Source organism: Streptomyces sp. NPDC059256, from assembly GCF_042753785.1.
Classification (GTDB): Bacteria; Actinomycetota; Actinomycetes; order Streptomycetales; family Streptomycetaceae; genus Streptomyces.
Window position 1 is genome coordinate 31,036 of sequence record NZ_JBHYZO010000015.1, and the last position, 12,325, is coordinate 43,360.

Here is a 12,325-nt window from a genome sequence, read left to right on the forward strand (position 1 = left end):
AAGCAGATCATGCGCACGGACGCGTTCGGCTCACGGGTTCCAACGGTCCACCGCGTGTTCATCGGGATCCTCCCGCCTCGCGCACCACGACATGCCCGTAGGAGCCACCGGAGCCGACGGCGTTGACGATCGCCCGACGCGGCCCGCGATCCGCCCCCCACTCCATGACCCGCCGTGGCGCGTACACTGCGCGACCGCCCCATTCGACCAGCGGATTGAGCTGCTCGGAGACCAGGGTCGGGGCGATGCGCCCGTGCTGTAGCTGCAACATCACCTTCATCAACTGTGCGATGCCCGCCGCCGCTTCGGCATGGCCGATGTTGGGCTTGACCGTGCCCATCGGCACCGGATGTGAGCCGTCGCCGAACAGTTCGTGGAAGGCGGCGACCTCGGCGGCATCGGCCAGACTCGCGCCGGCCGCGGCACTCTCCACATAGGACACGGCCGTCGGTTCCAGGTCGGCGCTCCGCAGCAACCGGGCCAGCGAGTCCATGAGCGGCGCCGGGCCCGGTGCTCCGAACCTGCCGTCCCCGCCCGCGTGGCCGCACCACGACTCCTCCAGCACACCGAGCACCTGGTCGACGTCCCGGGCCGCGGTGTCCGCGCGCCGCAGCAGCAGCGCCCCCACCGCCTCGCCCACATACCAACCGGGTGCCGCTCCGTCGTAGGCGACGCCGGGGCGAGCGGCCTCCTGATCGGCGAGCAAGCCCAGGGCGGACAGCAGTCCCACATGGCGGCGGTGGGTCACCAGATTGACGCCCGCGACGACGGCACTGTCGCAGTCACCGGCGCGCAGTGCGTTGATCGCCAGGTGCAGCGCGGTCAACGACGACGAGCACGAGGTGTCGACCGCCATGCTCGGACCCTGCCAACCGAAGGTGTGTGAGAGCCGGTTGGGCAGGGTCGCCCGGGTGGCGACGACCTCCACCGTGCCGTCGCGCTCCCAGCCGTCGCCCGCCGTGGTGAGGTGGTCGTCCCACATGGACGCCACGTACACACCGACCCGGGCTCCACCATCGGCCAGGGACCGCGGTGTGTGGCCGGCACGCTCCAGACACTCCCACACGGTGGGCAGCAGCAGCCGCAACTGGGGGTCGAGCACATCGGCCTCGGCCGGGGAGATCCGCAGGGGCCGCAGGTCCACCGCGCCCAGTGCGTCCAGGAATCCGCCGACCGGCGGCGGTCCGCTCCAGCCGAGCGACACGACCCGCTCGGGCGTCATCGGGCCGATCGCGGAGCGCCCCTCGTGGAGCAGCCCCCACAGCGCATTCGGGCTTCCGGCGCCGGGGAACCGCCCCGCCATGCCGACGACCGCGATATCGGTGGAGCTCTGCCGGGGCGGGCCGCTCGCCGTGGTCCACAGCGGCTCAACGGGGTCGTTCTCACCCGTCGCATCCAGCGGAGCGCACAGGAATCCCAACTGGAAGGAGTGGGAGGTACCGAGCCCCAACGCCTCGGTGAGATCACTCTGACGCAGATCACCCACCGGACACAGCGCGACCCCGGACGGCACCTGCTGTTGCATCAACAGTTGGGCCATGTGCCCGGCTTCCAGCGCGAGGTACCGCGGCGCCTGGGCACCGTACAAGGGCTCGATGCCCTGCAACTCGCCGATCAGATAGATCTCGGCGGCAGCCCGGGCCGCGAAGGGCCGGTTGTAGAAGACATGTGCGTTCACCGGCACCTCGACGCCGGTGTCGAGGGGTTCCAGGGTGTGCTCGCGTGGCCGGTAGTAGTAGGCGCCGCCCTCCAGCCCGTCCACCGCGCCCTTGCGGACCAGCACGTACACCTGCACGGAGCAGGTGTCACCGGCGGACGGATAGAGCGAGCCGGCGCCCGATTCCTCGCTCGTCCTGGCCAACACCTTCAGCAACTGTCCGAGCCGGGCACCCTCCAGTGCCCGTTCGACGACCGGGCGGCGGCTGGAGCGCCAGCGTCGTTGTGCTTCCGTCGGCCGATCGCCGGTCAATGCCAGCGGCTGCGTCCGTCCGGACCTCGGCCGCTGGCCGAAGTCGCTTTCCTTGAAACGGCGCCGCTCGTCCTCCGCGAAGAAGTCCACCTGTGCGGGTTCGACTCCGCGGCCCGGGGAGACGGAGGCGGGTGAGGCATCGGGCGGGGAGAGGAATGCGGGTGAGGCGTGGGACGTGGGCGGTGCGGCGAAGCTGGGCAAAGGGTCAAGGGTGCGCGCGCTGTCGGATGTGAGCGGTGGGTCGGGAGTGGGTGAGCTGTCAGATGTACGGGGGGCGACGGCGGCCGGCTTCGGAGTGCTGGACATATGCCGGGCGATGGCCGCGACCGTCGGTTCGGCCAGCAGTACGGCCACCGGAACCTCACGGCCGTACCGCTCGCGCAGCATACGGCTGGCCCTGACCATGGTGAACGAAGTGGCGCCCAGGTCCCACAGGTCTGCGGCAGGGTCCACGGGCGGCAGATCGAGCAACTCGCCGAACATCGCCGCGATCGGCTTCGTGGCATCGGCCGTGTCGTCGGTCGGCGCCGCCGTCGGGGCGATCGGCCAGGGCAGCGCGTCCCGGTCCAGTTTGCCGTTGGTCGTGGCCGGCCAGGCGGCGACGAAGGCCACCACGCCCGGCACCATGTAGTCGGGCAGGGCAGCGGCGGCGTGGGCCCGCACCTCCTCCGCGCACGGCGGCGGCCCGTCCGGCAGTACGTACGCCACCAGTCGCTCTTCGCCGGACCTGCTCTTCCGCAGCAGGACCACCGCGTCCTCGACACCGGGATGTGTCCGCAGCCGGTGTTCGATCTCCGGCAGTTCCACCCGGAAACCACGCACCTTGACCTGCCCGTCGCAGCGCCCCAGGAAGTGCAGCACACCGTCGGGACCATACCGGGCCCGATCACCGGTGGCGTACATCCGCGTCTCGGGCACCCCCGGGAAGTCACCGGTGACGAACCGTTCCTCGGTCAGCGCAGGTTGCCGGTAGTAGCCGCTGGCCAGGCACGCCCCGGCGATGTACAGATCCCCCTCGACCCCGATCGGCACCGGTCTACGCGAGTCATCCAGTACGTGGTACCGGGAATTGTCGATGGGCCGCCCGTACGGGATGCTGCGCCACTGCGGGTCCACCCGGTCCACCACGAAGTAGTTGGACCACACGGTCGCCTCGGTCGCCCCGCCCAGGCTGACCAGCGTCGCACCGGGGAACGCCGTCCGCAGCTGGTCCGGCAACCACAACGGGGTGTAGTCCCCACTGAGGAACACCAGCCGCAGCGTGTCTTCGGTACGGCGATCGGAGACGGCGGCGAACTCCGGCGCCAGATGTGCGAGGGTGGTCGGCGCGGAGTTCCAGAAGGTCACCGGCTCGGTCAGCAGCACCCGCAGCAGCAGTTGTGGATCGCGCTGCTGCTCCTCGTCGGCGACGTACAGTGCCGCCCCCATGCTGAGCAGTCCGAAGATGTCGAAGACGGAGAGGTCGAAGCCGAGTGAGGTGACGCTCAGACCGAGGTCCCCCGGTCCGAAGCCGAAGGTGCGCTGACACCACTCGAACAGGTTCAGCATCGGACGATGCGTGACCGCGACCCCCTTGGGGCGACCGGTACTGCCCGATGTGAAGATCACATACGCCAGGTCGTCGACGTCGTTGACCGGTTCCGGTGCGGTGGATTCCTGCGCGTGCGGACGGGCGAGCACCTCGTTCAGATCGATGGGCCGTACGTCCGGTAGCTCCGTCGCCCAGGCACACGCCTTGTCCCACAGCAGCAGACGGGCCGCCGCATCCCCGAGCATCACCGCCGCACGGTCGCGCGGCAGGGACGGCAGCACCGGCAGATAGGCACCGCCCGCCTTGAGAATGCCGAGGACCGCCACCACCATGTCCGGGCCCCGGCACACGGACACACCGATCACATCACCCCTGCCCACACCCGTATCGCGCAGGGTCCAGGCCAGCCGGTTGGCCCGCAGCTCCAGTTCCTCGTAGGTCAGGGCGCCCCCGGCCCAACGCACCGCCACCTGGGACGGTCTGATCCGCGCCTGGTCCTCGATCAGACACTGGACCGGCAGATCGGCCGGGAACGGCCGAGAGGTGTCATTCCACCGCGCCGGCGGCAACCGAGGGTCGTCCGGCGGATCCTTCGCGAGCTCGGAAAGAGCGGCTACTTCGGTGGCGAAGCGCAGGAACGCCCCGTCGAGCCAGCCTCCCGGAAGCTGCTCCTCCAACGCGTCCCACGCAAACTCCAGCACATCCCCGTCCAGGGTGGCCACACAGTCCAGTGCCACCCCCGGTGTGGTCGTCGCCCAGTCGCCGGCGGTGACGCCGTCGGGCAGCGGATGCCCCGTGAGGTCGAAGATGCTCGTGTAGACCACGGGCATGGCGGAGTCAGCACGGCGGGAACGGCGGAGCTCGGCCAGACCGCTCGCCACGTCTGCTTCCCGATCCGCACCCAGTACCGCGTCATAGCGGCGGGCCAGATCGAGCAGGGGAGATCCATCTGCCGTGACCGTCACCCAGCTCAGCGCGGTCACCTCCGCCGGGCGGTCCGCGTCGCTGCCCGCCGACCAGCGCACCACCGGGAGGGCGAACACATCACCGAGACCCGGAGAGATCGCCCGCGCGAACGCGGCCAGCAACAGACCGTCGGGAGAGCAACCACGCTCCGCGGCGGCGGCCACCACCTCGGGCCACCGCGACACACTGCCGCACAACCGTCTGCGCCCGCCGTCGTCAGACACCGCCGGCAGCTGAGGACCCGTCGGCAGCGCGGTCACCCGTTGCCGCCAGTGCTCGCGCGCCGCCGACTCGTCCAGTTGCGCCGGGAGCACCTCCCGAGGATCGGCGCGGAAGACTCCGCCGCTGCCGCTGCCGCTGCCGCTGCCGCTGCCGCTGCCGTCGGCCGCGTACAGCGCCATCAACTCCCGCCCGGCCAAGTGAATGCTGCGCGCATCGACCAGGGCGAGATCGACGGTCAGGAACACGACGTCCGCGCCGCGTTCAGCGCGGCCCACCCGAACATCCAAGTGTCCCCTCCCCAAGGGGAACGGTTGGCGCAAGAGATCTCGCCCGACCTGCGGTGTCAAAGGCACCTCGGGTACGGATGGTGCCGCAGCCCTCCGGGGCAGTCGCAGGCCGTGCTCCGCGTCGATCGTGGCCGACAGCACCGGATGGCGGGACACCAGGCGCTCCAGAGCCCGGGTCAACCGAGCATGGTCCAGATCATCGACCTCATAGCTGAGTTGGAGCCGACAGCCGCCCGCATCGGCCGCGCCCAACTCCCGCGCGACGACGTACGCCTGTTGGAGGTCGTTGAGCGGACGCACCGCCGGCTCGACACTCCCAGCCAGCGCCCGCAGCCGACCGAGGTACGCATCGAACAGGGCTCGTGCTCCCGGAGCGGCGAAGGCACGCTCCACCACATCCCAACGAATGCGCAGTGCCCCGTCCGCCTCCCACACCTGGTGGTCGAGCGAGACCCCGGCGGTACGACCGACCGCATGACACTCGGCCGCGGCGAACCCCTCGGCGGGCTCCTGGTCGTCGAGCATGCTGGTGAACACCACCGGCAGCTCCGGTACCCGCCCGCGGCGGCGCCGGAGCGCGGCGACACCCGGTACGGTCCCGTGCTCCAGGTCCTCCGCGAGATGCCGGTTCATGACATGGACGTCGGTGTCGAACACCGGCAGCACCATCGTGGAGGTGAAGGTGCCCACCGTGTCGTCGGTCCCGCGCATCCGGGCCCGATCGCTGGTGGTGAGGACGAGGCTGAACGGCAGGGCCGCCCCCGCCGCGGCCAGGGTGTCGCAGAACGCGCCCAGCAGCAGCGCGGTCGCGGTCACCCCGCGCTCCACCGCCATCTCACGCAGACGTGCCCACTCGGCCGGGCCGAGCGAGCCGGTCAGTGGCTGCCGCTCCGGTCCACCACCGACGTCCGAGTCCTCCCGGGCGGGGGAGTGCACAGTGCCGGGTCCCGCCGGTAGATCGGTCAGCCGGCCGTCCCAGTAGCGCAGGTCCTCGGCATAGCGGTCGCCCGTGGTCTCCTCGGCCACCGCGCGTGCGAAGTCACGGAAGGACACCGCTTCCGGGTCCGGCGCCAGGGCTGTCCCCTCGTACGCACGCCACAGGTCCCGCAACACGATCCGCAGGCTCCGGCCGTCGCAGATCAATCCGTCGACGGCGAGGTGCACCGCCCACTCGTCATGCGGGAGCGGGGTGACCTCCATCTCGTGCAGGGGCCAGTCGGCGGCGCAGTACCGGCGTCGCGAGAGTCGGGCGCGAGCCTCGCCCGGGGCGTGACCTGCGGAATGAACGGTCGGCCGACGGCCCTGCTCGGCGCGGACCTGGAGCTCTCCGTCCGTGGTGAGCCCGCAGCGCAGCATCGGATGCCGGGCCTGCACCGCGGCCCAGGCCCGTCGCAACCGATCGACGTCCAGCCCGGACACACCGAACTCCCGGTAGTGGTGGCAGCCGACGGCGTCGGGCACCAGATCGTCTTCCTTCCCCACCAGGTACGCCTGCTGCAATGCGGTCGGGGCGAAGGGCTCCTCGTGGCCCGTAGCACCCGAAGGCGCCGTCAGCCGCCGCCCGGACGAGGTCGCACCCCGTGCCTCGGCGGCCAGGCCGGCCAGCGCGGTCGCATTGTGTCCGGCACGCAACCAGCTCAGGGGAACCGGCACGCCGAGCCGATCCTCCAGGGCCAGCGCGAGGCGTACGGCCGTCATCGAGTCGGCGCCGGACGGTAGCACCGGATCGTCCGCCCCCGGCTGTCGCCCGTCACACGCCTCACGGATCGCGGCCACCACATCGTCGACCGGGTTCGGATACGTCCGGGTCACCAGGTCCACCTTCCGAGCCGGCCGTGCCGGGTTTCGAGCTCTGCCTTGCTCAGCCGGGAAGCCCGCGTGGTGATCGCAGCCGCCCGGCGAACCTGCTGCTCGAACCGGCTGCGGAACGCCTCGTCGCCCGGCAGCTCCGCCTCGTCCGCCGCGGCCAACAACAACTCCACGAAACGGTCCTGCTGCTCGTCGGTGATCCGTAGGTCGGCGTGCATCCTCTTGACGTGCTCGAACCCACCGATCTCATCGGTGAAGGCGCTTCCGTGCCCGAAGACCTCGACGAGGTAGGCGGTCAGATGGTGCACATGGGCGTCACCGGTGTAGCGGAACATGCGCCCGAGCAACGGGTCGGCCACCGCAGTTCGGTGGAACGCTTCGGCCAGGCGCCGTAACGGGCCCTCGCCACCGACGTGGTCGTACATCGTCACCGCGACCTCCAGGGTCGTTGGCGCCACAGGGGAGTCCATGGCGACGATAGGCGCGCCGATCCACGACGCCCGCTCACGATTGAGCGTCTCGCGGCGAAGCACTGTGCCAACCTCGGTCCGTGCCCGCGGGGGTTCCGGATCTTGCCGTCCGAGCAGGAAAGAGGATCGCAGTGGTTGACCAGCTGCCCACGTACCCGATAACCGACCGCACGTGTCCCTACGAACCGCCCGCCGGCCTGTTGGCCCTCCAACGGCAAGCGCCGTTGGTGCGGGTGCAACTCCCCACCGGACCAGCCTGGTTGGTGACGAGCTACGACGCGGCTCGGGCCCTGCTCGACGATCCGCGGATGAGTTCGGACATGGGCAGGGAGGGCTTCCCGACGCTGTACCGGCAGAAGATGCGCCCCGTGCTCAAGGGGTCGTTCATGAGGATGGACGGTGACCAACACGCCTTCTACCGGACCATGCTCGCCGGGGAGTTCTCCGTCAAACGGGTCGCGGCCATGCGCCCGGAGATCGAGCAGGCGTGTGACCAACTCCTGGACGACATGGTGCGCCAGGGGCCGCCCACCAATCTGCACGAGGCGTACGGCATTCCGGTGTCGTCCAGTTCGATCTGCCGACTGCTCGGTGTGCCCTACGAGGACGCGGACTTCTTCACCACCCATCTGGAGGCCCTGTTCGACCCGCACCGGGCGGGCGCTCCGGAACGGATCGCGAGCAGCAAGGTCGCACTCAGCGGCTACCTCGACGAACTGGTCTCCCGCAAGCAGAAGGAGCCCGGCGACGACATGATCAGCCGGCTCGTCGCCGACTATCTGGTGCCCGGCAAGGTGGACCGGCCCGAACTCCTGCTCACCTGCTATCTGCTGCTCGCGGCGGGGCACGAGACCACCGCCAGCATGATCACCACCGGGACCGCGGCACTGCTGATGCATCCCGAACAGTTCGCGGCCGTGCGCGACGAACCGCAACTCCTGCGCGGCGCCGTCGAGGAACTCCTCCGCTATCTGAGCATCTTCCAGTTCGGCATCACACGCATCGCCACCGAAGACGTCAGGGTCGGCGACCAGATGGTGGCCGCGGGCGAAGGCATCGTCGTATCGCCGCTGTTGGGCAACCGGGACGAGGACGTCTACGAGGACCCGCACGTCCTCGATGTGCGCCGCCGCAGCCGCCCCCATCTGAGTTTCGGACACGGCCCGCACCTGTGCGTCGGACACAGCCTCGCCCGCATCGAGCTACAGATCGCCTTCGAGCGACTGCTGACCCGCCTGCCCGATCTACGGCTCGCCGTGCCCGATTCCGATGTGCCCTTCCGCTACGAGACCCTGGTCTTCGGCACCATCGACCTGCCGGTCACCTGGGGCGAGCCGCGTACGGGGACACCGGCATGAGCGCTCCGGCCGATTCGGAACCGCTGCTGCTCCGGGTGGACCACGCGGCCTGCTGTCGATCGGGGGCCTGTTCATTGGTCGCACCCGACCTCTTCGACCAGGGCGACGACGGCAAGGTGGTGCTCAAGAACCCCCGCCCGCCCGCCCATCTGCGGGAAGCCGCGGAAGAGGCAGCCGACTACTGCCCGGTCTCGGCCATCCGACTGGACCCCCCGACCGGCTGACCGGGCCGTCGCCGACCAAAGGCGAGTACGGCGGGCGCCCGCCGAACAGGCCGCCGCGCCGCGGCCGTACGGACGGCCGCAGCCGTCGGTCGGGTGCGGCGGGCATGCCGCCCCAGCATCGCCCGTCGGCGCCAGCCGGCAGGATCTCGACGTCGATCGCGAGGAACACCATGGACCTGCTCAGCAAGGCGGCCCTCAACGGCGCGCCTCCCGAGGAACTGGAAAGCCTGCCCCTGCCCGACGAGTTCCTCGCCGGTCATCTGCGGGCCGATGACGCCGAGTCGTTGGCCGACGCGGTCGACAAGGACGTGCGAAGGACCATCCGGGTGGGACCGGTGCGCATGCCCGAGTTGGCACCAGACGAGGTCGTCGTCGCGGTCATGGCGAGCTCCATCAACTACAACACGGTGTGGTCCGCCATGTTCGAACCGATCTCGACCTTCACCACACTGCGCCGCTTCGCCCGGCAAGGGGGATACACCACCCGCCACGACCTGCCGTACCAGGTGATCGGCTCGGACGCCTCGGGTGTCGTGGTGCGGGCCGGCGCCGGGGTCCGGCACTGGCGGCCCGGCGACCATGTGGTGGTGAGCCCCGCCTACGTCGACGACCAGGACCCGGGTTCCCATGACGACGGTGTGATGGGCGAGCATCTGCGGGCCTGGGGGTACGAGACCAACTTCGGCGGTCTCGCCCACTACACCGTGGTCCGGGCCAGCCAACTGGTCGCCAAACCACCGCATCTGACCTGGGAGGAGGCAGCAACGATCACCCTGTGTGCGGGGACGGCCTACCGCATGCTGGTCAGCGACCACGGGGCCCGGATGAAGCAGGGCGATGTCGTACTGATCTGGGGTGCCACCGGTGGTCTGGGGGCGTACGCGTTGCAGATGGTTCGCAACGGGGGCGGCATCGCCGTCGGTGTGGTGAGCTCCACGGCGAAGGCCGAAGTGCTGCGCCAGCAGGGGTGCGATGTGGTGATCGACCGCCGGGAGATCGGCATGGGCGACACAGCGGATCGAAGTGCCGACGCCGCGGAACTGGGACGGCGTCTGGGCCGGCGCATACGTGCCGAGATCGGCGAGGACCCCAGCATCGCCTTCGACTACGTCGGCCGGGCCACCTTCGGCACCTCGGTGCACGTCGTCCGACGCGGTGGCACCGTGGTCACCTGCGGGTCCAGCACCGGCTACCAACACACCTACGACAACCGCTACCTATGGATGCATCTGAAGCGGGTCATCGGCAGTCACATCGCGAACCTCCAGGAACAGTCCGCGTGCCTGCGCCTCTTCGACCAGGGGAGACTCGTACCCGTCGTCTCCCGGGTGTTCCCGCTGGAGAGCGTCGCGGACGCCGCTCGACTGGTGCAGGAGAACCAGCACATCGGCAAGGTCGCGGTGCGATGCCTGGCACCGTGCGACGGTCTTGGCATCACCGACCCGGCGGCCCGGGCACGCATCGGCGAGGATCGACTGACCGCCTGGCGGCAGTACGCGACCGCCCCGACGGCAACGGGGGCCGGACGATGAGCGCGTGGGGCATCGTCGGCACCGGTTCCTATCTGCCCGAGCGGGAGATCAGCAACAAGGAGGTCGCCGAGTGGTGCGGTGTGAGTGCGGAGTGGATCGAGGAGCGCACCGAGATCCTCACCCGGCGGTACGCGGCGCCCGACGAAGCCACCTCCGACCTCGCTGCGACGGCCGCCACCCGAGCCCTCCGGGCAGCAGGGATCACGGCAGACCAACTCGACCATGTGATCGTCTCGACCTCCACCGGTGACTCACCCCAACCACCCACGGCCTATCTGGTCCAAGACGCCATCGGAGCCCGTGCCGCTGCCTGCTTCGACATCAACGTGGTCTGTAGCGGATTCGTGTACGGCCTGGAAGTGGCCCGGCGACTGCTCGCCGCAAACCCTCGCGGCCATGCGCTGGTCATCGGCGCCGACGTCTACTCCCGCATCCTCGACTACGGCGACCACCGCACCGCCGTCCTCCTCGGCGACGGTGCCGGCGCTGCCGTCGTCGGGCCCGTTCCCGACGGCTATGGATTCCTCGGCACCGAACTGGTCAGCGACGGGGCGGCGCACCACCTCATCCGGGTCGAGGCGGGAGGCAGCCGCATGCCCACCACCGCACAGTCCGTCGCGGAGGGCCGCCACTGTTTCCGCATGGACGGCCGTGGCGTCCGTGACTTCGTGATGGACAACGTCCCGCCGATCCTGCACCGACTGTTGCAGCGCGCCGGAATCGAGGCGCACGACGTCGACCACCTCGTCCCGCACCAGCCCAACGGGGTTCTGCTGCGCCGCCTGGTCGAGCGGTGTGCAATGACCCGCGCCCACACCCATCGCACTCTCGAACGGTACGGAAACATCGGCAGCGCGTCCGTACCGGTGGCCCTGGACGACGCCTGCCGATCCGGTCGGATCCACGGTGGGGACTTGACCCTCCTGGCCGGCTTCGGCGGTGGCATGTCGGTCGGAGCGACACTGATGCGTTGGCAGGAGCCTTCATGAACCGAGAACCGATGACCCGCGTGGGCGTGGTCGGCTGCGGTGTGATGGGCGCGGGCATCGCCCACATCGCGGCCCGGGCCGGCCTGGATGTACGGGTGGTGGTGTCCGGACCCGGTGGCGTACCGATCGGCTTCGATCGCATCCGCCGCACCTTGGAGCAGGATGTCCGCAAGGGCAGGCTCCGCGAGGTGGACCGGGACGCCGCACTCGACCGCATCGAGGTCACCGCGGACATCGAACGGCTCGCCGATCGAGAGTTCGTGATCGAGGCGATCCCCGAGGACGAGAACCGCAAGGTGACACAGCTCTCCCGGATCGGCGAGATCCTCAAGGAGGACGATGCCATCCTCGCCACCAACACCTCCTCCATTCCGATCGGCCGTCTTGCCCGGGCGACCCGCCACCCGGACCGATTCATCGGCGTCCACTTCTTCAGTCCGGTGCCCGTTATGCCGCTCGTCGAGTTGGTCAGTGCCCTCCACACCAGCGAGTGGACCCGTGCCCGGACCCACGACCTTCTGGTCGACACCCTCGGCAAGACGCCCATCGACGCTCCCGACCGCGCGGGTTTCGTCGTCAACGGACTCCTGGTGCCCTATCTCCTCGGCGCCATGCGCATGATCGAGTCGGGCCGGGTGACGGCCGATGTGGTCGACCAGGGGATGACCCTGGGATGCGCCCATCCCGTGGGCCCGCTGCGGCTCGCTGACCTGATCGGGCTCGATGTCGTCAAGGCGGTGGCGGAAGCACTGCACCAGGAGTTCGGCGAACCGCAGTACGCGCCTCCATCGATACTCCTGCGTCTGGTCGAGGAGGGTGCACTCGGCAAGAAGACCGGCCGAGGCTTCCACAGCCACGCCCAGTGAACCGCGGTGTCCAGCGCCCGCCGCCGCATGCGGCCCAATGGAAGCTTGCACACCGCCCAGGCGTCCACGTCCATCCCACGGTGCTGGGAGGCGGCGACGCCC

Annotated in this window: 8 protein-coding genes (1 of these 8 cut by a window edge); 5 read left to right on the plus strand and 3 right to left on the minus strand. The window is 69.9% G+C overall.

Annotated features, from left to right (window positions below):
- The 3 genes in view from ACFXJL_RS26040 to ACFXJL_RS26050 are tightly spaced (each overlapping or abutting the next) and all read right to left on the minus strand, a layout consistent with a single transcriptional unit that may run on beyond the window.
- Window positions 1-62 carry the start of a thioesterase II family protein gene (locus ACFXJL_RS26040; RefSeq protein ID WP_384635360.1) on the minus strand. 685 nt of this gene lie to the left of the window's left edge, so the window shows 62 of its 747 coding nt (coding positions 1-62); it begins with the start codon at window positions 60-62; its stop codon lies beyond the left edge, outside the window.
- The gene (locus ACFXJL_RS26045) at window positions 59-6,787 is read right to left on the minus strand and encodes an amino acid adenylation domain-containing protein (protein ID WP_384696206.1); all 6,729 of its coding nucleotides are present in this window, start codon (window positions 6,785-6,787) and stop codon (window positions 59-61) included. Before ACFXJL_RS26045 ends, ACFXJL_RS26040 begins: the two co-directional genes overlap by 4 nt.
- Window positions 6,784-7,242, minus strand: coding sequence for a group II truncated hemoglobin (locus ACFXJL_RS26050; protein ID WP_358880977.1), 459 nt, complete (start codon window positions 7,240-7,242; stop codon window positions 6,784-6,786). The genes ACFXJL_RS26045 and ACFXJL_RS26050 overlap by 4 nt, the downstream gene beginning before the upstream one ends.
- A 143-nt stretch (window positions 7,243-7,385) precedes the next feature.
- Between ACFXJL_RS26050 and ACFXJL_RS26055 the strand changes: the two genes are divergently transcribed.
- The 5 genes from ACFXJL_RS26055 (at window position 7,386) to ACFXJL_RS26075 (ending at window position 12,223) form a co-directional block, all read left to right on the plus strand.
- On the plus strand, window positions 7,386-8,612 hold the full coding sequence (locus tag ACFXJL_RS26055; protein WP_384696209.1) for a cytochrome P450: 1,227 nt from the start codon (window positions 7,386-7,388) through the stop codon (window positions 8,610-8,612).
- A complete protein-coding gene (locus ACFXJL_RS26060; RefSeq protein WP_358880979.1) occupies window positions 8,609-8,836 on the plus strand; it encodes a ferredoxin in 228 nt (75 codons plus the stop codon). Before ACFXJL_RS26055 ends, ACFXJL_RS26060 begins: the two co-directional genes overlap by 4 nt.
- 170 nt (window positions 8,837-9,006) lie before the next feature.
- Window positions 9,007-10,368 carry a crotonyl-CoA carboxylase/reductase gene (gene ccrA / locus ACFXJL_RS26065; protein WP_384635369.1) on the plus strand — a complete coding sequence of 454 codons (1,362 nt, stop codon included), beginning with the start codon at window positions 9,007-9,009 and terminating at the stop codon, window positions 10,366-10,368.
- Complete coding sequence (locus ACFXJL_RS26070) at window positions 10,365-11,357, plus strand: 3-oxoacyl-ACP synthase III family protein (RefSeq protein ID WP_384696214.1); 993 nt, start codon at window positions 10,365-10,367, stop codon at window positions 11,355-11,357. Before ccrA ends, ACFXJL_RS26070 begins: the two co-directional genes overlap by 4 nt.
- Entirely contained in the window at window positions 11,354-12,223 is an 870-nt protein-coding gene (locus ACFXJL_RS26075) for a 3-hydroxybutyryl-CoA dehydrogenase (protein WP_384696217.1), read from the plus strand. The genes ACFXJL_RS26070 and ACFXJL_RS26075 overlap by 4 nt, the downstream gene beginning before the upstream one ends.
- Window positions 12,224-12,325 lie beyond the last annotated feature (102 nt).